Genomic DNA, 22246 nt, shown 5'->3' with positions numbered 1-22246 from the left:
TCGAAGGGTCGGAAGGGGAGATGGGAGCACGGTGCGGGAACGGGGCCGTCGGCGCGGGTGCGGCGGCGGGTGCGGCCCCCCAGGGGCCGCACCCGCCGACCCGGCGCTAGCGGTCGCCGTAGTTGTACAGGGACTCGTTGACCGGCTCGGCGGTCGCCGAGGAATTGGTGGCGACGGTGGTGCCGACCAGGGCCAGCCCACCCGCCAGCGCCGCGCCGATCACGCAGGCGGCGAGGATCTTGATCACGAGGGGTTCTCCTTCCGCGGCTCCGCCCCGACCGGCCGGAGCGGACGCATGGAAACGAGATTAGAACTCGATGCAATCAGGGACCAGAGGATGGACCCAACTGTAACCAACCAGCCGGTAACTTCCAAGCCCGACAGATCCACTTTTACCGCGTTCACATGCGCGGCCGGGAGGCGGTAGAGGGTCAGCAGAGGGCCGTCATGGACCTTTTCCGAGGCGCGGAGAACAGACGAGAACCTGTTCTTGCTCAGGTGCCGGGGGCCGTCCGCGGAGGTGGGGTCGGGCGCCTCGCGCTCGACGAGCACGTACCGCACGCCCAGCGCGCCGATCTCCGGCGCGCTCGCACCGCCCGGCCCGGCGGCGGCCTCGGCGGCCGCGCGGGCGGCGGGGTCCTCCCCCTCCGCGGCGCGCACGGTGCCGCCGTCGGCGACCCGAAGGTCATCGTTCCACACGACGGGCCGCTCGAACAGTTTCACGGCGGGGTCGAGCACGACGGCGGTGCGGCCGGGGCCGGCCGTTTCGAGGCCCCGGTAGGCGCTCCAGGGCAGGACCAGGACCGATCCGGGGGCGGGGTCGCCGTCGACGGCGCGCTGGACCTCGCTCCACTCCGCCGGGTAGACGACGGGGGTCAGCCTCCCGGCGGCGCCCCAGGCCAGGCCGGGGAGGAGGATGAGCGGCGCGGCGACGAGCAGGGCGGCGGCGACGGCCCCGGAGCGGTCGGCCCGCCCGGCGCCCGGCGCCGGCCCGGCCGCGGCTCCGCCGAGTCGGACCGCCTGCAGGAGCGCGTGCGGGGGGGTGTACAGGTGGCCGTCGCGCAGCGCACCGAAGCCGGGCCAGGCCCCGATGAGCGCGCGCAGCAGGTCGCGGCCGGGGTCGACGGTGCCGAGCAGGGCGACGGCGGACCCGGCGAGCGCGGCGGCGGTCAGCCCCGGCCCGGCCGGTCCGAGGGAGCCCCGGCGCAGGAGGAGGACCCACCCGGCGAGGGCGGCCAGGGCCAGGGCCAGGCGGCAGGCGGCGAAGAAGGGGTGGCCGTACAGGTCGGGGACGGCCTGGGCGTTCCAGATGCCGCCGAGGGTCAGCAGCGACCCGGCGACGCCGAAGGGGGTGTCGGCGCGGGCGGCGAACAGGTCGACGGCCCCGGGGTCGGTGCGGGCGCCCCCGCCGGCCGCGGACAGGGCCGGGACGAGCCAGGGCAGGCAGACCGCGGCGACGGCGGCGACGGCGAGCAGCGCCGAGCCGAACCGCCGCAGGGCGGGTCCGGGGCGGGCGAACGCCGCGGGAACGGCGACCAGGGCGGAGAGCACGGCCGATGAGAACCCGCCGACCGCCGCCGGGACGAGCGCGGTGACCAGGCGGGGGAGGTCCTTCGCCCCGGCCAGGCGCACCGCGGCGGCCAGCGCCCACGGCAGCCCGGCGCAGCCGAGGAGGACGGCCCACTGGCCGAGGAGGAGGCGTTCGGCGATGAAGGGGTTCCAGGCGTAGAAGACCCCGGCGGCCAGGCGGGCGGCGAGTGGGCCGGGCACGAGCCGCGCGGCTCCGGCGCAGGCGAGGACGAAGATCGCGAGGAGCAGGACCGACTGGACGATGTCGGCCGGGAGCGCCTTGGAGAGGAGGGCGGCGAAAGCGTCGCTGGGCACGGCGCGCGGGAACCCTTCCCCCGCCCCGAGCTGGACGGGGCCGAGCGGGGGGTTCGGCACAAAGACCATGTCGTAGCGGAGGATGAACCCGCGTTTGAGGCCGGGGCCGAGCGCGAGCACCCCGAGCAGGAGCCCGACCACCCAGGGGAGGCCCTCCTGGACGGGCCCTTTCCGGTGGGATACCGCGCCGTCGCCGCTCATGGTCAGGCGAATCTAGCAATGCGGCCCGCCACGACACAGTGCTCCCTTCGGGTATGGGCAGGTGGAGGTGGGAGAATCCGAGAAACACCCGTCAAGGGAGGATGGCGATGGCTGGCGTTGGCGACGACCGCGATCCGCCCCCCGGAGGCGACGACATGAGTGCCCTTCCCGTGGAAGAGGAACCGATCGAGCCCGCCCCTTCCCCGCGTGTGTGGCCGGTTCCTCCGCCTGAGGGCTGGACCGCCGATGACCTCGACCGGATCCCGGACCTCCCTCCGCACACCGAGCTCATCGACGGGAGCCTGATCTTCATGAGCCCCCAGAGGATCCTGCACATGATCCTGATATCGCTGCTGGAGCAGCGCTTGAAGGATCAGGCGCCCCCGGCCATGTGGGTGCTCCGTGAGATCTCGACGGTCATCAGCGCGAAGAACCGCCCCCTCCCCGACCTCATGATCGTCGACGCCAGAAAGATCAAGAGTCGGAAGGATGCCTCGGTTCCCGTCGAAGCGGTATCCCTCGCGGTGGAAGTGGTCTCGCCTGACTCCGAACTTCGCGACCGTGAGCGGAAGCCGCGCCTGTATGCAGAGGCGGGCATTCAGCACTTCTGGCGCATCGAGCTGGAAGAGGACGAGTCCGCCGTGGCGTACGTATACGAGTTGGACCCGGCGACGAAGCAGTACAGTCCTAGCGGCGTGTTCCGAGAGCACCTCAAGGTGACCGTTCCGTTCAACATCGATGTGGACTTGGCCGAGCTCGATGAGGTCCGACTCCCGGAGGAGCTTGAGGACTGACGGGTGCGCCCTCGCCCTATGGCACCATACGTCCCATGACTGCTCGATGGCCGACCAAGGACGACCTCGCCGCCGCGCGCAAACGGTTCGAGGAGGCGATCCCGGGGTGGGAGCCACCGGTGGCCTTCGGGGTGGGGCTGGTGGGCGATGACGGAACATCGTTCCCTGCCGTCAACCGGCGCTCGGGGTTCCTGTCGGCCGTCGTCCTGGGGATGGTGTGCGGCCATGCCTCGGGGACGCGCACCTACGACCTCCCGCCGTACATGCTCGCCGAGGCCGTTCGGCTGATGTCCCCCGCCGAGGCCTGCACGGACGTCCGGCACCCCAACCTGACGGCCTGGCGGAGCATGCTCGCCGAGATCGAGGACACCGCCGACACCGAGAACACCGCGGGGACCGGCCGGCGGGCCGTGGCCGTGTTCGTCGGGGACTTCGCCGACCCGCCCGCCGACGAGCACGACGCCCGCTTCCGCGCCCTGCTCGCCACGGAGGACGCCTGACCCCGGCACCCGGGCACGGGGAGGGAACGGGACGGGCCCGGGGCCGTTTCGCCCACGGCGCCGGGCGGGCCGCGACGGCGCTCTCGGGGCACCGGATGGGCACGTCCCTGCTCGCCCTGGCCTTCGTGACCGGGGTCGTCGACACGCTGAGCTTCCTCGGGTTCGGGGACGTGTTCACCTCCAACATGACCGGCAACGTCGTCCTGCTCGGGGTGTCCTTCGCCGAGGGGGCGGGCCCGGCGACGCTGCGGTCGCTGACCGCCTTCGCCGCGTTCCTCGCAGGGCTGGCGGCCGGATTCGCCCTCGCCGACCACGTCTTCCGGCGGAGCAGGCGGTGGATCCTGGCCGTGGAGGCGGTGCTGATCGCGGGACTGTCCACGGCGTGGATGCTGGGCGCCCCCATCGAGGCGATGACGGCGGTCGCGGCGGTCGCGATGGGCATGCAGAGCGCCGTCGTGGAGCGCTCGGGGGCCGGGGTCTCGGTGAACTACGTGACCGGGGTGCTGGCCGGGATGCTGGGACACCTGACACTGCTGAACCGCCCCGACGCGGCGCTGGCGCTGAAGGCGGGCATCATCCTGTCCCTGGCGGTCGGCGCGGCCTGCACGACGGCGGTGCTGCAGGCGGCCCCGATGTGGGCGGCGGACCTGGCGCTGCCCGCGGTCGTGGCGGCGGCAGCCCTGTTCCCGCCCTCGGACGGCGGGGATCCCCGATGATCTCGACAAAGGTGCTGTCATTCCGGCGGTTTTGGCAGCACTTTCGTCGAGATCATCGCGGAGAGCCTAGGCGACCTTCTGGAGGCGGTGGGCCACCTCCACCGGGCGGAAGCCGAAGCGGCGGTTGATCTCCCACATCGAGGGGTTCACCGCGGCCGTCCAGGTGTGCACGCGGGCGCGGTCCGGGTGTTCGCGCCTCAGGCGCAGCAGGTTCAGCGCCTTCAGCGCCTCCCCCAGGCCGCGGCCCCGGTGGGGCTCCAGGACCACCGTGTCGTCCTGGTACACCTCGCCCGGGTTGTGCTCGGGGACGAAGAGCTGGCTGTAGCCCGCGGGCTCCCCGCCGGGGCCGCGGGCCATCGACGCGATCGAGGCGTAGCCCTGGCGCCGGGTGCGGGCCTCCACGGCGCGGACCCGCTCCGCGTCCCAGACCCGGGGCTCGCCCTGGAGGTCGCCGCAGGGCACCGCCCGCTCCATCGCCGTGCGCATGGCGGCCACGGCCGCCGCCTCCCCGTCCGGGCAGCCGCCGCTCCACGTGGACAGCCGGTAGCCGGGCCGCCGCCCCCGGGTCCGCTCCACGAAGGCGCGCAGGCGCTCCTCCGGCACCGGCAGCTCCAGCACCAGGTGGTCCTCCCGGTGCACGCTCTGGAACCCGCGCCGCAGCGCGAACCCGGCGCCGGGGTGCTCCTCGGGGGCGCACGCGGACGGAACGAACGCCTCCGCCAGCAGCACCCGGCGGCCGCCCTTGCGGGCCAGCCGCTCGGCGTGCGCCAGGAGCGCGCCGCCATAGCCCCGCCCCCGGTGCTCGGCGGGCACGTTGACGTCCACGTCCGCCAGCTCCGGGTTCTCCCGGCCGTGCAGGGCGAAGAGCATGCTGCCCACGACCGCGCCGCCGTCCACCGCCGCCCAGGCGGACCGCTGCGCCGCCGAGCCCGGTTCGCGGAGCGAGGAGCGCAGCTCCTCGTAGGCCGCCACCAGCGGGCTGCCGCGCCCGGCCGACGCCCCGGCGCGCAGCGCCCGGTACCAGGCCGACAGCGCCGCGCCGTCGTGCGGGTCGACGCGCTCGATCGTGGCCACCGATCCCTCCCCCGTCCTCGGTGGATCCGATGGGCCCGTTATCCCGCACCGGGGGCGGGCGGGGCAAGGGACCGGAACCGGCGGGCCGGTCCCGGACAGGTCCGTAATGACGGGCGCTCAGCCGGTGTAGGCGACCGTCCCCGAGTAGCCGCCCGCCACGTAGTCGCGGTGGGAGCGGACCGCGAACTCGTATCCGCCGTCCCCCGCCTCGGGGAGGGGCCAGCTCGTGCCGTCGTCAACGATGGCGGCCGTCGCCCACCCCTCGCCCTCGTCCGGCCCCTCGTCGTCGACGGGTTCGCACTCGGGCTCCTCTTCGGGGTCCTGCGGGCCGGGGCTCCCGGAGGGCGGCGGGGACGGGTCGGGGCACACCATCTCGCGGCGCAGGACCTCGTAGTGCCCGGCCCCCTCGGCCTCCTCCCAGACCAGCTCGGGGGCGTCCCCGTCCGCGCCGCCGACGCGCAGCCGGTCCGGCGCCCCCGGCGGGTCCGGATCGGCCTCGATGCGGACCGGCTCCGACCCGCGCCCCGCGTCGTCCCCCTTGTAGGGCCGCACCGTGAACGCGTACTCGGCCCCGCTGAGCAGCCGGTCCACCGTCGCCGTGCGCGTCCCGCCGTCGCCGCCCGCCACCTGCGCCGGGAGCGCCACCTCCTCGTCCGGGTCGGGCCGCACCCGCCGCTGGCGCACCTCGTACCGGGTGGCCCCCGGTACCGGCTCCCAGCTCAACCGCACCTCGCCGCCGCCCTCGTCCTCCACCTCGACCTGCGGGGCCTGCCGGGGCCCGACCGCCACGTCGGGCAGCGGGCGCCGGTAGGGGCCGCCCAGCCGCAGCGGGTCGGCGAGCGCGTCGGCGAACGCCGCCGCGATCTTCAGCTCCCCGCGCGCGTTGGGGTGGGTGGTGTCCCAGTTGTCGCTCTCCGCGTCGTACCCGTCGGCCGTGCGGGCCACCGCCACCGGGACCGGCCCGCTCAGCTCGGCGGCCAGGTCGTCCAGCCCCTCGTTGAAGGTGCGGGCCTTGTCGTTCAGCTCGTCGTCGCGCCCGGTCCCGGCCACGGGGGTGACCTGGCCGAGCACGATCTGCACGTCGCCGTCGGCCACGCGCGCGGCCGTCACCGCGTCCCGCACCGCCTCCAGGGCCCAGGCGGGGGTGGAGTCCTCGGCGAAGTCGTTGGCCCCGGCCATGAACAGCAGGTAGTGCGGGTCGTACTCGGCGACGTGCTCGCCGAGCGCGGCCGCCGCGTCCTCGGTCGTGGCGCCCCACACCCCGGCGTGGTCGGCGTCGAAGTCCGGTTCGGCGTAGCGGTCGTCGCCGGGCCTGCCGGTGTTCACGTCCAGCAGGTCGTCGTAGGGCCCCACGAAGTCGGCGTCGACGCCGGTGCGCTCCAGGTGCCGCCAGAGCCGGTAGCGCCAGGTGAAGTCGCCGCTGCTGCCCTGCACGATGGAGTCCCCCACGACCAGGATCCGGGCGGTGCCCTCGGGCGGGGTGCCGCTCGCGGGCGGCGCCGCCGGCTCGTCGGCCGGGCCGCCGGGGCGGAAGGTGCCCAGGGCGGCCTGGATCACCAGCAGGGTCGCGAACATGGCGGCCAGGCCGATCGCGATCAGGCCGAGCGGGGTCGGCTCGAACCGGGGCAGGGTGAAGCGGGCGGGCCGCCCGGCCGGTGACGGGCCGGACGGCTCGGCGTCCTCGGGGTCCGGGGGCTTCTCGGGGCCCCCGGGGGCGCCCTCGCCTCCCGGCCCCGCCTTCCGCCAGGGCAGCGCGAAGCGGCGGCGGGGCCACTTCCCGCTCCCGGCCCCTCCGCCGGGAGCGGCCCCGGGGCCGCCGCCCTCGCCCTTCCCGTCCTCTCCTTCGGCGCCCCCGCCGGGGCCGCCGTCCGCTTCCGACACGCCCGCCTAGTCCTCCGGGTCCCGCGGTAGGCCGAGCAGCCGCTCGGCGATGATGTTGAGCTGCACCTCGGTGGTGCCGCCGTAGATGGTCATGGACCGGCCGAACAGCATGTACCACGCCCAGACCCCGGTCGGCTCGCCGGGCTCCTCGCACACCGCGGCCCCGCCCTGCGCCTCCCACAGGTGGTCGGCCGCACGCTGGGAGAACTCCACGCCCAGCAGCTTGCGGACGCTCGCCTCGGCCCCGGGCTCGGTGCCGGACAGCCGTTTGAGGGTGACGCGCAGGCCCAGCAGCTCCAGCACCTGCCCCTGGGCGAGGAGCCGCCCCACCCGGACCTTCGCCTCGCGGTCGGTGGAGGCGTCGGCGGGCGGTGCGGCGCCCCAGCCGTCCGGGCCGGGCCCGGCCCGGTGGAAGCCGAGCACCTCGTCCAGGCCCGCGCCGATGCCGCCGCCCGACGACAGGGCCACCCGCTCGTTGCCCAGGGTGGTGCGGGCGACCCGCCATCCGTCGCCGGGCGCGCCCACCACCTGGTCGTCGGGGACGAACACGCCGTCGAAGAAGACCTCGTTGAACAGCGCCTGCCCGGTGAGCTCGCGCAGCGGCCGCACGTCCACCCCGGCCGCGGCCATGTCCACGAGGAAGTAGGTGATGCCCGCGTGCTTGCCGGGGGCGCCGGGGTCGGTGCGGGCCAGGCAGATGCCCCATTGGGCGGCCTGCGCCATCGACGTCCAGATCTTCTGCCCGGTGAGCCGGTACCCGCCGTCGACCCGGTCGGCGCGCATGGCCAGCGAGGCCAGGTCCGACCCCGCGCCGGGCTCGCTGAACAGCTGGCACCAGGTGATCTCGCCGCGCAGGGTCGGCCGCAGGAACCGCTCCTGCTGCCCGGGGGTGCCGTGCGCGGCCAGGGACGGCAGTACCCAGGCGCCGATCGCCAGGCGCGGCCCCTTCACCCCGGCGCGGCGGGACTCCTGCTCGATGAGGACCTGCTCCAGCGGGGAGGCGTCGCGGCCCCAGGGGCGGGGCAGGTGCGGCATCACCCAGCCCTCGTCGGCGAGGGCGGTGAACCGCTCGCGCTCGTCGCCGATGGCGGCGAGCCGGTCGGCGTCGGCGCGGATGCGCGCCCGCTGCTCCTCGGCGCCCAGGTCGGGGCCGACGGCCACGGTGCGCCGCCGCCCGGCGAGGGCGAGGGCGGCCACGTCGGCGGCCCGGTCGGCGGCGGCCCCGGCCAGGACGCGCAGGGCCGAAGCGCGGCGCAGGTAGCGGTGGGCGTCGTGCTCCCAGGTGAACCCGATGCCGCCGTGGACCTGGATGCAGTCGCGGGCGCACTCCAGGGCGGTGTCGGGGGCGGTGAGCCCGGCGACGGCGGCGGCGAACCGGGCGTGGTCGGGGGCGGTTCCGGCGGCGCCGTCCCGGAGCTCGTCGTAGGCGCGCGCGGCGTCCCACACCGCGGCGCGGGCCTGCTCGACCGCGACGGCCATGCGGGCGCAGCGGTGCTTGACGCCCTGGAAGCCGCCGATGGGGCGGCCGAACTGGACGCGGACCTTGGCGTACTCGGCGGCGGCCTCCATGCACCAGGCCGCCACCCCGGCGGCCTCGGCGCCGAGCAGGACCGCGGCCACGCCCTCGGCGTCCCTGCGGTCCAGCCCGTCCAGGAGGGCGTCGCCGCCGACGGCGGCACCGTCGGCGTGCAGGGCGGCGACGGCCCGGCCCCGGTCGAGCGGGGCCAGCGGTTCGGCGCGCAGGGCGGAGCCGTCGAGCACGGCCCACCCCTCGCGCCCGTCGAGGCGGTAGGGGGCGACCACGAGGGCGGCCGGGGCGCCGCCGGGGACCGGGCGCAGGGTGCCGGTGAGGAGCAGCCGCCCGCCGGGGTCCTCCTCGGCCTCCAGGACGGGGCCGGGGGCGAAGGCGGCGGCGGCCGCCCCGCCGGCCAGGCCCGGCAGCACACGGGCGCGCAGCCCGGGGGAGCCCCAGCGGTCGATGAGGGCGGCGGCGAGCACGGTCGGGGCGTAGGGGCCGGGCAGCAGTCCGCGGCCGGCCTCCTCCAGCGCCGCGGCGAGCTCCAGCAGCCCGGCGCCCTGGCCGCCGTACTCCTCGGGCAGGTGCAGGCCCAGGAGGCCCTGGTCGGCGAGGCCGGACCAGAACGGGGGCGGGGCCTGCGCGCCGGAGTCGTCCTCCCACCCGGCGTCCAGGCGCCCGATCCAGCCGCGGACCGCCTCCGCCAGCTCCTCGTGCTCTCCGGTCAGTCCGATCGCCATGGCAGCTCCCTGGGGGGTCGGTCGCCGATGCAGCCAGACTAGAACTGGTTATATACACGCCGTCAACTACCATCGGACGACACGCTCCGGAGATCTCCGGACATCTCCGGGGCGCGAACGCGTTCCAGAAAGGCGGGACCCGTGCTCGGACTGCTCGCGGCCCTGCTCTCGGCGGCGGTCTACTCGATCGGACTGGCCGTCGAGCAGCGCGCGCTCCACGGCGCGCCCTCCATCGGGGTGCGGCGCCCCCTGCACCTGGCCCGGGTGCTGCTGTCCAACCCGCGCTGGGTGGGCGGCTGCGCGATGGCGGCGCTCGGCAGCCTCGGCCTGGTGGTGGCACTGGGCCTGGCGCCGGTGTCGGTGGTCCAACCCGCGTTCGCGGGCGGCATCGCCGTGATGCTGCTGGTGACCGCCCTCGTGCTGGGCGACCCCATCACCCGCGGGGAGAAGGCGGCGCTGGGGCTGATGCCGGTGGCGCTGCTCCTGCTGAGCCTGTCCCTGGGCGAGGGGGGCGACACCGGGACCGTGCCGGACATGCCGCTCCTGCCGGCCGTCAGCATCGGCACGGTGGTGGCGTGCGTGGGCGCGGTCGCCCTGGCGTCGGGCGGGGGGCGCTACGTGTCCTCGGCGGCGATGGGCGCGGCGGCCGGACTGGCCCAGGGAACGGCCGGGCTGCAGGGCAAGGCCCTGGGCGGCCTGCTGGCCGACGAGGGCCTGCCCGGGGCGGTGCTCCCGGCGCTGGCGTCGCCGTTCCCGTACCTGTACGCGCTGGGGTGGGCGGTCGGGATCGTGCTGTTCCAGACGTCGATGCAGCGCGCGCGGGCGTCCATCACCGCACCGGTGGCCAACGTGGCGGGCAACGTGTTCATGGTGGTGCTGGGGACGCTGATCTTCAGCGAGGCCCTGCCGGACGACCCGCTGATGCTGGCCCTGCGCGCGGGCGGGTTCGCGCTGACCCTGGTCGTGGTGGTCCTGGTCCGCGGCAACGGCGCGAAGGCCGAAGCCGACACCACCCGCATGCGCGAGGCCGCCGGGGCGGCATAGGCGGCCGGTCAGCCGAGCAGCCGCGCCCGGACCGCGTCCACGTCCTCCTCCCGGACGCCGGCCCCACGCAGATAGGCGTGCGCGTCCAGGTCGCGCAGGACGTCGTGGACGGCCTCCCGGGCCGTCAGGCCGTGTCCGGCCAGCGCGGCCGCGATCATCGGCCCTTGGTCCACCTGGCCCATCGCCGCGAACAGGGGGACGAGTTCAGGGGCGGAGAGCTCGTAGTCGTCGGCGATGGCCTCGTCCTCGACGCCGGCCAGGGCCAGGAGCAGCAGCGCGACCAGTCCGGTGCGGTCGCGGCCGACCGCGCAATGGAACAGGACGCCCCCGGGCCCGGCCTGGGCCAGGGCGGTGAACACCGCCGCGCACCGCTCCTTCTTGCGCTCGAGGAAGGAGCGGTAGTAGAGCGGAGTGCCGTGCTGGCGCCGCCGGGCCACCTCCCGCCAGTACAGGACGTCCGCGGCGTCGTCGAGGGGGACCTCGGAACGCCGCATCCTGTCCCCTGCGGGCCGCCCCTCGCCCGCGCCCCTCCTGACCTCGTCGGGGTCGCGCAGGTCCACGATGGTCCGGACCCCGGCGTCGTAAGCGGCCTGCCACCCCTCATCGGTGACGAACCGGGGGTCGGCCGCGCGGATGAAGGCGCCGCGCCGAACGGTCCGCCCATCGCGGGTCGGCAGCCCTCCGAGGTCGCGCGAATTGAAGAACCCGTCCCAGGTGACCTTCCGTGACTCGCTCATCGGGGGCAGAGTAGCCCGGCCCCACCGCGGGGCCGGGAGGCCCCGGTGGCCGGATGCGGCCGGGGCCGCATCCGGTTGCGTTCCGGGCCGTTACGCCGAGACGGCGACCGCCTGTCCCACCGCCGGGGCCGCGACCTCGGCCCAGGCGCCGATGACCTCGGCGGGGTCGGCGAGTTCGGCGGCGGCCAGCAGCAGCGCGGGCTCCAGCACCCACGCGCCCAGGTCGGACAGGAGCACCCGCAGGTCCTCCTCGATGTTGCGGCCGTTGCGCAGGTCCGGCACCGCGGCCATGGGCACCGCGACCCCGCGGCCCATGCCCAGCTCGGGCAGCCGGTCCAGGAAGACCTTGAGCAGGCCGGTGTAGGACCCGTGCGTCTGCGGCGTGGCGACCAGCACCACGTCGGCGTCGCGCACCCGCTCGACGGCGTCGGTGACGTCCCGCCCCGCGTCGGCGGCGAGCAGCGCCGGGCCGAGTTCGGCCAGGTCGACGGTGTGCGGTTCGGCGTCCAGGCCGGCCTGGGCGGCCAGGGCGCGGGCGGCGCGGCCGGCGGCCGCGGCGAGGGCGGAATGCGGATCGGGATCGGCGACGAGCACGGTGAAACGGATCATGGCGGTCTCCTGCTCCTGGCGGCGCGGCCGCGGGGGCCGCGCGAGCGCGTGTGGGGCGTCGGGCGCGGGCGCGGGCGTCATCGCCGCGCGGGGTTCGCGCCGGTCGGGCGGTGGAAGCGAGGGGAACGACGCCACCGGGCGGGACCGCGCCTCCCACGGGGCCGGGCCGACTCTTCCGGGCGCGGCCGCGGGCTCGGGCGCCGCCGACACGGGTCGGCGGGCGGGCGCACGGGGCGCGCCGGGAGCCGGGCGGAGGGAGGGGCGGGAACGCCACCGGTGGGCGGGGGCTGGGCCCCCGAACGGCGCTAGCTAAGACACAGGGCGCTGGCCTGCTGTCGGAGGTCGACATGCAGGCGCTGTACGAGCAGCTCACCGGCGGACATGCCCACAATGATGGGCGGCCCCGGCGCTATGGTCAATGCATCATGGGCGGAAATGTCGCACCCCCCGGGTGTGGCATCGGGCACAGCCGAGAGAGGACCACCGAGCATGGGCGCGAGCCGGACGACCCTGACCAACGCACGGCTGCTCACCCCCGACGGCTTCGTCGACGGGTGGCTGAGCACCGAGGACGGGGCCATCACCGGCCTGGGCGCCGGAGCGCCCCCGGCCGGGACGGGCGCCGCCGTGGACGCGGGCGGGCGCACCGTGCTGCCCGGCACGGTGGACACGCACATCCACGGCGGGGCGGGGGCGGCGTTCACCGAGACCGACCCCGAGCGGCTCCGCTCGATCGTGGAGTTCAACCGCGCCAACGGGGCGACGACGCTGGTCGGCGGGCTGGTCGCGGCCACCCCGGAGGACACCCTGGAGCAGGTGCGGGCGCTGGCCGACCTGGCCGACGAGGGGCTGATCGCCGGGATGTTCCTGGAGGGCCCCTGGATCTCGCCGAACAAGCACGGGGCGCACGACCCGGCGCTGCTGCGCGACCCCGGCACGGGCGAGTTCGACGCCCTGCTCAAGGCCTCCCGCGGGCACCTGCGCATGGTCACCGTCGCCCCGGAGCTGCCGGGCGCCCTGGAGCTGGTGGCGGCGGCCGCCTCGCAGGGGGTGACGGTGGCGGTCGGCCACACCGAGGCCACCTACGACCAGGCCCGCGCCGCCTTCGACGCCGGGGCGACCGTGGCCACCCACCTGTACAACGCGATGCGCCCGTTCAACCACCGGGAGCCGGGCCCGATCGGGGCGGCCCTGACCGACGAGCGGGTCACCGTCGAGCTGATCAACGACGGCGTGCACGTCCACCCCGCCGCCGCCCAGGTGGCCTTCGAGGCCGCCGGGGGCGACCGGATCAGCCTGGTGACCGACGCCATGGCCGCCACGGGCCTGGGCGACGGCGAGTACACCCTGGGCAAGCTGCAGGTGCGGGTGAGCGGCGGCGAGGCGCGCCTGGTGGAGGACGGGACCATCGCCAGCAGCACCATCGTCCTTCCGGACGCGGTCCGGCGGGCGGTGGAGACCGTCGAGGGCGTCGACCTGGAGACCGCGGCCCGCTCGGCGACGTCGGTCCCGGCCCGGGCGCTGGGCATCGAGGGCGTGGGCGAGCTCGTCGCGGGCAACCGGGCCGACCTGGTGGTGCTGGACGGGGACCTGTCGGTCGCCGGGGTGATGTACCGGGGCGGGTGGGTCCGCGAGCTCTGAGGCCCGCGGCGGCACGGTGCGCCGCACCCGTCCCACGCGCCCACCCGCGGTGATACTTGGTGAGGCCGTCGTCACCGGCGGTCACCGAGCGGGGCGGGGAGCGGGGATGGTCCGATCGGGGGGCGGTGCGGCGGGCGGCCCGGGGGCCGCTACGCCGGGCCGGCCATCGGCTTCAACGTGTCGGTGTCGGTGTCGGTGTCGCTGTTCGGCGGCACGGCGCCGCTGATGGCCGGGGCGCTGGTACAGGCCACCGGCAACCTGTACGCGCCCGCCCCGCCCATGCCGGCCGCCGCCGACGCCGAGGAGGCCGAGCGGCCGGCGCTCCCCCTGAGCGCTTTGACCCGGCGTGAGCGGCGTGTCACCGTCCGCCCACACCCCTTTTACGCGACACTGACCCGTGACAGGCCACGAAACGCCTGGTCGCCCGCCATATAGGACAACCGCATACCGGGTCTTTGCGTCCCCCCGCAAAGAAGGACGAGCACCGTTTGCTGCGCCTTCCCTCCGCGCAGCCGTACCGGACCGATCGATACGGCTAAGGGGACGCCTGCCTTGCTGGATTCCATCACCACACCACTGGCGCGGAGGCTCAGGCGGAGCGCGACCGCCGCACTCGACCGGCTCCCCTCCGGGGCCCGCACCCGGCTGCTGGCCCTGCGGTGGCGGTCACTGCTGGAGGCCGACGCCCGCCTGACCCCCGCCCTGCACCGCGGCCGCCCCGTCCTGGCCCGCCGCTGGGCCGGGCCGCTGTCCACCGGCCTGCTGGCCCGCCGCGCCCTGGAGCACTGCGCCGACGCCCTCGAAAGCGCGGGCGTCGACTACTTCCTGGTCAACGGCCGGAACCCGCATGAGCACACCATCGGCGTGCACGAGTCCGAGCGCGGCCGGGTCCTGGAGCTGCTCGCCGCGGCCGGCGCCGCCGAGGCCCTCTACGCCGCCGCCCTGCGCCCCGATCCGCGCGACTACCTGCGCCCCCTGGCCTCCCCCGGCTGCCTGCGCCGCCTGCGGAACGCCGGGGCGGTGCGCGTGGGCGCGTTCATCGCCGGGCCCGGGGCGGGCGTCGTCGCCGGGCCGGAGCACGGGTGCGTCGTCGAGTTCTGGCGCGACGCCCCGGAGGGCCCAGACACCCCCGGCGCGGACGCCGCACGCTCCCGGCTGCGGGCCCCGCTGCCCGACCACCCGGCCCCCGGCACCCTGCTGGCGCCGCGCCGCAACCGCGTCGCCGACGTGTTCCCGCCCGACGAGCAGACCCCCGCCCGCACCAGGGTCGGCGACCGCTCCTACCCCACCTTCCCGGCCTTCTCCCGCCCCCTCCCCGACGACGTGGAGTTCCCCGTCGACGCCGTGTTCACCTGGGTGGACGGCGACGACCCGGCCTGGGCCGCGCGCCGCGACCGCCACCTGGCCGCGGCGGGCGGCGCCCCGCCGGACGGCACCGCCCGCTCCCGCTTCACCGCCCGCGACGAGCTGCGCTACGCGCTGCGGTCGCTGGAGATGTACGCGGGGTTCGTGCGCACCGTCTACATCGTCACCGACGGCCAGCGCCCCGACTGGCTGGACACGTCCTGCCCCCGGGTGCGGCTGGTCGACCACCGGGAGGTCTTCGGTCCGGGCGACGGCCTGCCGGTGTTCAACTCGCACGCGATCGAGACCCGGCTGCACCGGATCGACGGGCTCAGCGAGCACTACCTCTATCTGAACGACGACATCCTCTTCGCCCGCCCGGTGGCCCCGGACCTGTTCTTCCACCCCAACGGCATCGCGAAGGCGTTCCCCTCGCCCTTCCAGTTCGGCGTGGGCGACCCGGCCCCCGGGGAGCGGGCGGTGGACGCGGCCGCCAAGAACAACCGGCGCCTGCTGTGGGAGGAGTTCGGCCGGTTCGCCGCGCAGAAGTACAAGCACGCCCCTTTCGCGCACGTGAAGGAGGTGATGCTGGAGCTGGAGAAGCGCTTCCCGGACGCCGTCGGGCGCACCGCCTCCTCCCGCTTCCGCGACACCGCGGACGTGTCCGTGGCCTCCTCCCTGCACCACACCTACGCCCTGCTCACCGGGCGCGCGGTCCGGGGGCGCATCCGCTCGGCCTACGTCGACCTGGCCGACACGGGCGCGGCGGCCGACCGGCTGGCGCGGCTGCTGGCGGGGCGGCGGTTCGACACGGTGTGCCTGAACGACACCGTGCCGGTGGACGAGGAGGACGAGCGGGCCGTCACCCGGGCCGTGCACCGGGTGCTGGAGGAGCGGTTCCCGTTCCCCTCCTCCATGGAGCGCCCGCCGCGCGCCGTGCCGCAGGTGCCCGAAGCGGAGCTGGAGGCGGTGTGATCCGCCCCGAACTGCTCATGCTGGCCGGTTCCGCGCTGAACGCGGCCGCCGTCCCGGGCGCCTCCGGGGCCGCACCCCGCGCGGCCGCGTTGGAACTGCGCTCGCGCGGGCACAGCGTACGGCTGCCCGCCGAGCCGTACCGCGCCGCCGACGGGCGGTGGGGTGTGCGCGCGGCGGCCGCCCTCGTCGGCCCGGGCGCCCCCGCCGTCCCCGTCCCACCGGACCTGCCCGCGGTGCGCCTGGAGGCAGGGGTGTGGCGGGTGCGGCTCATCGTCGCCGGACGGCTGCGGAACCGCGCGTTCGACCTCGCGGCCGACGCAGACGCCCGCCCGTCCGCCGCCCCCGGCCTGGCCCTCGCGGCCGGCCGGGGCGGCCGCGCCGAGGTGCGCGTGGAGGCACCACCGTCGGCGGCGGAGGTCGAGCGGGTGCGCGTGCGCCCGCACGGCGTGCGGGTCGAAGGGCTGCTCCACGGGAGCGGGCCGACGTGCCTCCTGCGCGCGCGGCGGCACGGGACCGAGCTGCCGGTCGCCCCCGAGCTGCGCACCGACCGCCGCGGGACGCTGTTCACCCTCGACCTGCCCCTCGGGCGGATGGCGGAGGCGGTCCCCCGGGCCGACGGCGCCGAGGTCCGCTGGGGGATCCACTTCCGCCCCGCCTCCGCGAACGACCTCGTCGCCGGGCTGCCCCGCACCGACCTGGCCGACCCGCGCTCCGCGCTCCGCATCCCCGACGCGACCGTGCGCCCCGGGCGCCCCTGCCCACCGCTGCGCGTGCGCGTCTTCCACGACGGCCCGCGGCCCGGCGGCGGCACCGCCCTGGTGGTCGGGGTGCGCCCGCTGTCCGACCCCCCGCCCCCGGGAGGAGACGCATGAAGATCACGTACATGGTGACCTGGGCCGACGCCATGGGCGGCACCGAGGCGGCCACGTTCTCCCAGGCCTCCTCGCTCGCCGGGCGGCACGAGACCCGGGTGCTGAGCGTGCTGCGCACCGCCGACGCCCCGTTCTTCCGGGTCGACCCGCGCGTGCGCGTGGACTACCTGGTGGACGCGCGGGGCCCGGTCCGGCGGCCGGTCCGCTCCCCGGGGCCCGGCGAGGACACCTGCCGGGAGCTGTCCGCCCTGCCCAGCGAGCTGGTGGACCCGGTCTGGGAACCGGCCTACGACCGGCTCTGCGACATCGAGGCCGCGCGCGCCCTGCCCCGCCTGGACACCGACGTGCTGGTCACCACCAGCCCCGCGCTGACGGCCCTGGCCGCCCCGCTGGCCCCGCCCGGGGCCGCCCTGGTCGCCCAGGAGCACCGCGCGCCCGAGCTGCGCGGGCGCACCGGCGCGCCGCTGCTCCCGTTCGCGCCGCGCGTGGACGCCCTGGTGGCGCTCACCGAGCCGTCCCGGTCGTGGCTGGCCGAGACGCTGGGGCCGGCCGCCCCGCGCCTGGAGGCGGTCCCCAACGCCGCCCCCGCCGGTCCGGTGCCGCGCTCGTCGCTGGACGCGCGGACGGTGCTGGTGGCCCGCCGCCTGGTCGCCGAGAAGCAGGTCGACCACGCGGTCCGGGCGTTCGCGCAGGTCTGCGGGGAGCACCCGGGCTGGCGCCTGCGGATCTGCGGGCAGGGCCCGGAGCTGCCGGACCTGCGCGCCCTGGCGGGCGAGCTCGACCTGCACGGGCGGGTGGAATTCGCCGGGCCCACAGCCGACATGGCCGCCGAGTGGGCGCGGGCCGCGGTGTGCCTGCTGCCGTCGCGGACCGAGCCGTTCGGGCTGGTGCTGACCGAGGCGTTCGCGGCGGGGGTCCCGGCCGTCGCCTACGACTGCCCCACCGGCCCGGCCGAGGTCGTACGGCACGGCGTCGACGGGCTGCTGGCCGCCCCCGACGACATCGGAAGCCTGGCGGCCGCCCTGTCCAAGCTGATGGAGGACGACGCGCTGCGCGCGGAGATGGGCGGGTCGGCCCTGCAGGGGGTCGAGCGGTTCGCCCCTGAGCGGATCGCCGCCCGCTGGGAGCGGCTCTACGGCGACCTGGTGGCGGTTCCGCCCGAGGAGCGCGCCGCCGCCCGCGCCGACCGCGCGGCACGGTTCGAGGCGCGGCGGGCGGCCAAGGGGGCGGCGCTGCGCGCCCTCCCCTGGGAGGGGACGCTCCCGCAGGCCGAGGGGGCCGGGGAGCACGAGAAGGCGTGGTGCCGCGCGCGCCCGGACCTGGTGCGTTCGGGCGGCGGCCTGGCCGAGGTGCGCGACGACCTCTTCCCCGAACAGGCGCTGCGCGCCAACCTCGACCTGGTCGTCGACGCTCTGGAGCACGCGGGCGTACCGAACGCCCTCGTCCGCCACCGTGGGCGCAACCCGCGGGTGATGGTGCCGGGCGACCGGCGTGCCGGGGCGCTGGCCGCGCTGGCGCGCGCGCTGGAGCGGCCCGGGGCCGAGCCCCCGGTCTACGCCCGGGCGATCCGCCCGCGCGGGGCCCTGCCGCAGCCGGTGCCGCTGCCGATGTGCCCGTCCCTGGCCGAGTCGGACGGGGTGCGGGTGTTCCGCCCCGTCATCACCTCCGGCCGGACCCTGCGCTACGGCGAGGGGTACGGCGCCGACCTGGAGTTCTGGGAACCGGAGCCGGAAACCGAGCCGGACTCCGGCGGCCGGTGGCTGGTCGCGCCGCGCCCGTGCCCGGCCGGGGACCGGGTGGACGCGGGCGCGTTCACCGCGCGCGTGCGCACGCGCTACGCCGACCGGGAGTACCCGACGCTGGAGCCGTTCACCCGGCCGCTGGTGGACGACGTGGACCACCCGGTCGACGCCGTCGTCACGTGGGTCGACGGGGACGACCCGCGCTGGCGCCGCCGGTTCGCCGAGGCGCTGGCCCGGCACGGCGGCCGCGCGGGCGCCGACGGCGCCGCGGAGCACCGGTTCTCCGGTGCGGACGAGCTGCGGTACGCGCTCCGTTCGATCGCCATGTTCGCGCCGTGGGTGCGCCGGATCCACCTGGTCACCGATGACCAGGTGCCCGCCTGGCTGGACACCGCGCACCCCGGGGTGCGGGTCGTCGACCACACGGCCCTGTTCGACGTGGCCGACCTCCCCACGTTCAACTCCCACGCCATCGAGTCGCGGCTGCACCGCATCCCGGGGCTGGCCGAGCACTTCCTGTACGTCAACGACGACGTGTTCCTGGGGCGGCCGATGCCGCCGGAGGCGTTCTTCTCCGGGAACGGGGCCGCGCACTACTTCCGGTCGACGACATCGGTGCCGTTCGGCGCGCCCTCCCCCGAGGAGCCCGCGTTCTTCGCCGCGCAGAAGAACAACAGGGCGCTGCTGGAGAGGGTCTTCGGGCGGGCACCGGTGGCGGCCTTCCAACACACGCCCCACGCGCTGCGGCGGTCGGTCCTTACGGAGATGGAGGAGCGTTTCCCCGAGGAGTTCGCCGCCACCGCCGCCGCGCGCTTCCGGGGGCCGACCGACCTGTCCCCCGTCCCCCTGCACCACTACTACGCGCACCTCACCGGGCGCGCCTGCCCCGGGTCGGTCGCGTACGCCTACGTCGACCTGGGCGACCCGGGCCAGCACGCGCGGCTCGAAAAGCTGCTGCGGCGCAAGCACGAGGTGTTCTGCCTCACGGACGCGACTCCCGACCGCGTAACTCGGGACGAACAGATCAGGCTCATGGGGGCGTTCCTGGAGAACTACTTCCCCCTGAGGGCGCCTTGGGAGGCGTAAGCGGCGATAGGGGGGCACATGAGGATCGTCTACGTGCTGCACACGCTGTACGGGATCGGGGGGACCATCCGGACGGTGGTCAACCAGGCCGAGGCGATGGCGGCGCTGGGGCACGAGGTCGAGGTGGTCTCGGTGTTCCGGCACCGGGACGACCCGGTGCTGCCGGTGGGGCCGTCGGTCCGGGTCACATGGCTGGTCGACACCCGCGCCCCGGAGGGGCCCGGGGCCGACCGCCCGTCGCGGCTCTACCCGGCCGAGGAGAAGCTCTACGGATCGCACAGCGCACTCACCGACGCCCTGATCGCCGAGCGCCTGGCCGAAGCCGCCCCCGACGTCGTCGTCGGCACGCGGGCCGGGCTGAACATCCTGTTGGCGCGGCTGAGACCCGACGGCGCGGCGGTCGTGGGACAGGAGCACCTGACCTACCGGATGTACGACCCCGCGCTGTTGCAGGCCATGACGCGCGACTACCGGAGGCTCGACGCCCTCGCGCCGGTCACCGAGGCCGACGCCGCGGCCTACCGGGCCCGGATGCGCCTCCCGGGGGTGCGGGTGCAGGCGGTGCCCAACTGCGTGCCCGCACCGGAGCTGCGCACGTCGGGCGACGGCCCGCCCAGCATCGTCGCCGCCGGGCGGGTCACCGGCATGAAGGGGTTCGACCTGCTGCTGGAGGCGTTCGCGCGCGTGGCCGGGGACCACCCGGACTGGACGGTGCGGGTGTTCGGCCGGGGCAAGGGGCTGGAGGACCGCCGCCGGCAGATCCACGCGCTGGGACTGGAGGACCGCGCGTTCATGATGGGGGCGCACCCGCGCATGGACGAGGTGTGGCCGCTGGCGTCGGTGTGCGCGGTGCCGTCCCGGGACGAGCCGTTCGGGATGATCCTGGTGGAGGCGATGCGGGCCGGGGTGCCGGTGGTGTCGTCGGACTGCCCGCACGGCCCGGCGGAGATCCTGCGGCACGGCGAGGACGGGCTGCTGGTGGAGAACGAGGACCCCGACGCGTTCGCCCGCGGGCTCGACCGGGTCATGGGCGACGACGGGCTGCGCGCCCGGATGGGGGCGGCGGCGCTGCGCAACTCCGAGCGGTACTCGCCCGAGGCGGTGGCACGGGTGCACGAGGCGCTCTTCCAGGACCTGCTGGCCGGGTCCGGGCGCCGGACGGCGGTACCCGCCCCGCGCGCGGCCGCGCCGCCCGACCGGTGCACGGTCGCCGTCGGGGCGGACGGGGTGCTGGAGCTGCGGTTCGCGACGCCGCCGGGCCTGGTGGTGCTGCGCCCGGTCGGGGCGGGGGCCGCCGGGCGGCGGGAGCGCCGGCTGTGCCCGGAGGGCGCCCGGACCGTGCACGTCGACCCGCGGGACTTCCCGCAGGGCACCACGCGGTGGGAGGTGTTCCGCAGCGACGGCGGGGGCGCGCCGGTCCCGGTGCCCGCCTCGCTCGTCGACCTGCGCTCGGCCCCGCACGAGCCGCGGACGGTGAAGCGGCTGGCGGTGGCGGTTCCCGAGCGCGGGCCCGGCGGGAGGCTGCGGTTCGCGGCGCGGCACGCCGACCGGTTCGCCGAGGTGGGCGAGGTGGCGGTGGCGGCCGAGCGGATCGCGGTGTCGGGGACGGTGCTCGGCTCGACCGGGCCCGACCCGGGGGCCGAGCTGGTGCTGGCCGCGCGCGAGGGCCGGGGCACCGAGGTGCGGTGCCCGTGCCCGGTGGACGCGTCGGGCGGGTTCGGCGCCCTGGTGCCGCTCGGGGCGCTCGCCGAGGCGGCCGCCGGGCTCCTCGGGGCGGAGGAGGGGGCCGGGAGGCACGAGGTGGTGTGGGACGTCCGGCTGCGCAACGGCCGGGGCGACCACCTGGTCGGCCGGTGCCTGCTCGGGGTGGGCGACTGGAGGCAGGCGAGCGCGTACCCGGAGGCCGAGCACCCCTGGCCGGGCGGCGAGCGGCAGGGGCGGATGCGGGTCGGCCCCTACATCACCGCGGGCGGCCACCTCGCCGTGCGGACGGCGCCGGAGGAGGAGGGCACGGGCCGGGCGCCGGTCCCGGACGTCTCCGTCTGCTGGCTGCCGCGGCGGCGCCGGTTCGAGGTGTCGGGGACGGTGCGCACCCTCGGGGCCGGGCCCGGCGACGTGGGGGTGCGCCTGGCCCCGGAGAACGGGGAGGGGGCGCCGGTCGACCTCCCGGTCACCTGCTCCCGCACTCCGGCCGGGGTGCGGTTCACGGCGCCGATCGACCTGGCGGGGGCCGACCGCCTCCCGTTCGGCCGCTGGCGGCTGGAGGTGCGGAGCCGGGGCGCCGACGGGGGGCCGGTCTGGTCCTTCCCCGGGTACCCGGGCCCCTGGCTGCGCAAGAGGTGGTGGCGGGGACCGGTACCGGTGTACGCCGTGGCGTCCCCGGCCAACGGCCGGAGGACGGTGATCGAACACGCCCCGGTGCGCCTGCTCCTGGCGGCGCGCAGGCGTCTCCCCCGGGTCCCGGTCCTCGGCCGCCTGTGGCGGGGGCGGGGGTAAGAGGAGGGCGACGGCAGAGCTGGTCCCCCACTCCCGGGCCGTGACCGTCCGCCGGGCCGCCGGAGTGCAGGGGAAACAGCGGCGACGACGAAGGGCGGCGGCCCTACCTGCGGGTCGGTCGGCCGCGCGGCGTGTGCGCGGTCACCGTGGATGGCGGCGACGGCCAGAGCAGGGGCGATTCCCCACCCCCTGCCTGCCGTCCGTCCGGCCCCTCCCGGTCCGGGTCGGCGGGCGGCTCGGCTGGTCCCCCGCTCCCGGACTCCGGCCGGGCGGCGGGTCGTCGGGGCGCGGGGTGAAGGGCAGCGGCGACGGCAGAGCTGGTCCCCCACTCCCGGGTCATGACCGTCCGCCGGGCCGCCGGAGTGCAGGGGAAACAGCGGCGACGACGAAGGGC

At 76.4% G+C, this 22246-nt stretch carries 16 protein-coding genes; 9 read left to right on the top strand and 7 right to left on the bottom strand.

What is annotated here, in order from left to right; genetic code table 11:
• Positions 1-106: 106 nt before the first annotated feature.
• Together O4U47_RS19340 and O4U47_RS19335 are read right to left on the bottom strand one after the other, a co-directional pair.
• Positions 107-247 carry a hypothetical protein gene (locus O4U47_RS19340; protein WP_270679309.1) on the bottom strand — a complete coding sequence of 47 codons (141 nt, stop codon included), beginning with the start codon at positions 245-247 and terminating at the stop codon, positions 107-109.
• Positions 244-2085, bottom strand: a complete 1842-nt coding sequence (locus tag O4U47_RS19335; RefSeq protein WP_270679308.1) for a hypothetical protein — start codon at positions 2083-2085, stop codon at positions 244-246. The genes O4U47_RS19340 and O4U47_RS19335 overlap by 4 nt, the downstream gene beginning before the upstream one ends.
• Positions 2086-2192: 107 nt before the next feature.
• Between O4U47_RS19335 and O4U47_RS19330 the strand changes: the two genes are divergently transcribed.
• The 3 genes from O4U47_RS19330 to O4U47_RS19320 all read left to right on the top strand — a co-directional run bounded on the left by O4U47_RS19330 (position 2193) and on the right by O4U47_RS19320 (position 4095).
• Positions 2193-2879 (top strand): Uma2 family endonuclease, encoded by a 687-nt coding sequence (locus O4U47_RS19330; RefSeq protein WP_270679307.1) that lies wholly within the window; start codon positions 2193-2195, stop codon positions 2877-2879.
• A 35-nt stretch (positions 2880-2914) separates the two neighbouring features.
• Positions 2915-3379, top strand: a complete 465-nt coding sequence (locus tag O4U47_RS19325) for a hypothetical protein (protein WP_270679306.1) — start codon at positions 2915-2917, stop codon at positions 3377-3379.
• Positions 3380-3474: 95 nt separating this feature from the next.
• Positions 3475-4095 carry a DUF1275 family protein gene (locus tag O4U47_RS19320; RefSeq protein WP_270679305.1) on the top strand — a complete coding sequence of 207 codons (621 nt, stop codon included), beginning with the start codon at positions 3475-3477 and terminating at the stop codon, positions 4093-4095.
• 66 nt (positions 4096-4161) lie between these two features.
• On the opposite strand, the gene O4U47_RS19315 is transcribed toward O4U47_RS19320, so the two are convergent.
• From O4U47_RS19315 to O4U47_RS19305, 3 genes are all read right to left on the bottom strand, one after another.
• The gene (locus tag O4U47_RS19315; protein WP_270679304.1) at positions 4162-5169 is read right to left on the bottom strand and encodes a GNAT family N-acetyltransferase; all 1008 of its coding nucleotides are present in this window, start codon (positions 5167-5169) and stop codon (positions 4162-4164) included.
• Positions 5170-5286: 117 nt separating this feature from the next.
• Positions 5287-7050: a GDSL-type esterase/lipase family protein gene (locus tag O4U47_RS19310; RefSeq protein ID WP_270679303.1), complete on the bottom strand. Its 1764-nt coding sequence runs from the start codon at positions 7048-7050 to the stop codon at positions 5287-5289.
• Between the two features lie 6 nt (positions 7051-7056).
• Positions 7057-9306 carry an acyl-CoA dehydrogenase gene (locus O4U47_RS19305; protein WP_270679302.1) on the bottom strand — a complete coding sequence of 750 codons (2250 nt, stop codon included), beginning with the start codon at positions 9304-9306 and terminating at the stop codon, positions 7057-7059.
• 141 nt (positions 9307-9447) lie between these two features.
• On the opposite strand from O4U47_RS19305, the gene O4U47_RS19300 reads away from it, so the two are divergent.
• Entirely contained in the window at positions 9448-10350 is a 903-nt protein-coding gene (locus tag O4U47_RS19300; protein ID WP_270679301.1) for a hypothetical protein, read from the top strand.
• Between the two features lie 8 nt (positions 10351-10358).
• Here O4U47_RS19300 and O4U47_RS19295 read toward each other — a convergent pair whose 3' ends face one another.
• The gene (locus tag O4U47_RS19295) at positions 10359-11087 is read right to left on the bottom strand and encodes a tyrosine-protein phosphatase (protein ID WP_270679300.1); all 729 of its coding nucleotides are present in this window, start codon (positions 11085-11087) and stop codon (positions 10359-10361) included.
• Positions 11088-11177: 90 nt separating this feature from the next.
• The gene (locus O4U47_RS19290) at positions 11178-11696 is read right to left on the bottom strand and encodes an NADPH-dependent FMN reductase (protein ID WP_270679299.1); all 519 of its coding nucleotides are present in this window, start codon (positions 11694-11696) and stop codon (positions 11178-11180) included.
• A gap of 489 nt (positions 11697-12185) precedes the next feature.
• On the opposite strand from O4U47_RS19290, the gene nagA reads away from it, so the two are divergent.
• From nagA to O4U47_RS19260, 5 genes are all read left to right on the top strand, one after another.
• Positions 12186-13337, top strand: a complete 1152-nt coding sequence (nagA, locus tag O4U47_RS19285; protein WP_270679298.1) for an N-acetylglucosamine-6-phosphate deacetylase — start codon at positions 12186-12188, stop codon at positions 13335-13337.
• A gap of 552 nt (positions 13338-13889) precedes the next feature.
• Positions 13890-15656 carry a stealth family protein gene (locus O4U47_RS19275; RefSeq protein ID WP_270679297.1) on the top strand — a complete coding sequence of 589 codons (1767 nt, stop codon included), beginning with the start codon at positions 13890-13892 and terminating at the stop codon, positions 15654-15656.
• Positions 15653-16528: a hypothetical protein gene (locus tag O4U47_RS19270; protein ID WP_270679296.1), complete on the top strand. Its 876-nt coding sequence runs from the start codon at positions 15653-15655 to the stop codon at positions 16526-16528. Before O4U47_RS19275 ends, O4U47_RS19270 begins: the two co-directional genes overlap by 4 nt.
• Positions 16525-19356: a stealth conserved region 3 domain-containing protein gene (locus tag O4U47_RS19265; RefSeq protein WP_270679295.1), complete on the top strand. Its 2832-nt coding sequence runs from the start codon at positions 16525-16527 to the stop codon at positions 19354-19356. The genes O4U47_RS19270 and O4U47_RS19265 overlap by 4 nt, the downstream gene beginning before the upstream one ends.
• Before the next feature lie 18 nt (positions 19357-19374).
• Positions 19375-21852: a glycosyltransferase family 4 protein gene (locus O4U47_RS19260; RefSeq protein ID WP_270679294.1), complete on the top strand. Its 2478-nt coding sequence runs from the start codon at positions 19375-19377 to the stop codon at positions 21850-21852.
• Positions 21853-22246: the final 394 nt, after the last annotated feature.

Origin of the sequence: Nocardiopsis suaedae, from assembly GCF_027706745.1 — a bacterium.
Taxonomy (GTDB): Bacteria; Actinomycetota; Actinomycetes; order Streptosporangiales; family Streptosporangiaceae; genus Nocardiopsis_A; species Nocardiopsis_A suaedae.
The sequence above is the reverse complement of the archived record's forward strand: the minus strand, read 5'-3'. Positions and strand labels throughout refer to the sequence as shown.

Coding starts and splice junctions, on each gene's coding strand:
- O4U47_RS19305 (WP_270679302.1), bottom strand. CDS start 9,306: ATGGCGATCGGACTGACCGGAGAGCACGAGGAGCTGGCGGAGGCGGTC.
- O4U47_RS19260 (WP_270679294.1), top strand. CDS start 19,375: ATGAGGATCGTCTACGTGCTGCACACGCTGTACGGGATCGGGGGGACC.
- O4U47_RS19290 (WP_270679299.1), bottom strand. CDS start 11,696: ATGATCCGTTTCACCGTGCTCGTCGCCGATCCCGATCCGCATTCCGCC.
- O4U47_RS19295 (WP_270679300.1), bottom strand. CDS start 11,087: ATGAGCGAGTCACGGAAGGTCACCTGGGACGGGTTCTTCAATTCGCGC.
- O4U47_RS19335 (WP_270679308.1), bottom strand. CDS start 2,085: ATGAGCGGCGACGGCGCGGTATCCCACCGGAAAGGGCCCGTCCAGGAG.
- O4U47_RS19320 (WP_270679305.1), top strand. CDS start 3,475: ATGGGCACGTCCCTGCTCGCCCTGGCCTTCGTGACCGGGGTCGTCGAC.
- O4U47_RS19330 (WP_270679307.1), top strand. CDS start 2,193: ATGGCTGGCGTTGGCGACGACCGCGATCCGCCCCCCGGAGGCGACGAC.
- nagA (WP_270679298.1), top strand. CDS start 12,186: ATGGGCGCGAGCCGGACGACCCTGACCAACGCACGGCTGCTCACCCCC.
- O4U47_RS19325 (WP_270679306.1), top strand. CDS start 2,915: ATGACTGCTCGATGGCCGACCAAGGACGACCTCGCCGCCGCGCGCAAA.
- O4U47_RS19265 (WP_270679295.1), top strand. CDS start 16,525: ATGAAGATCACGTACATGGTGACCTGGGCCGACGCCATGGGCGGCACC.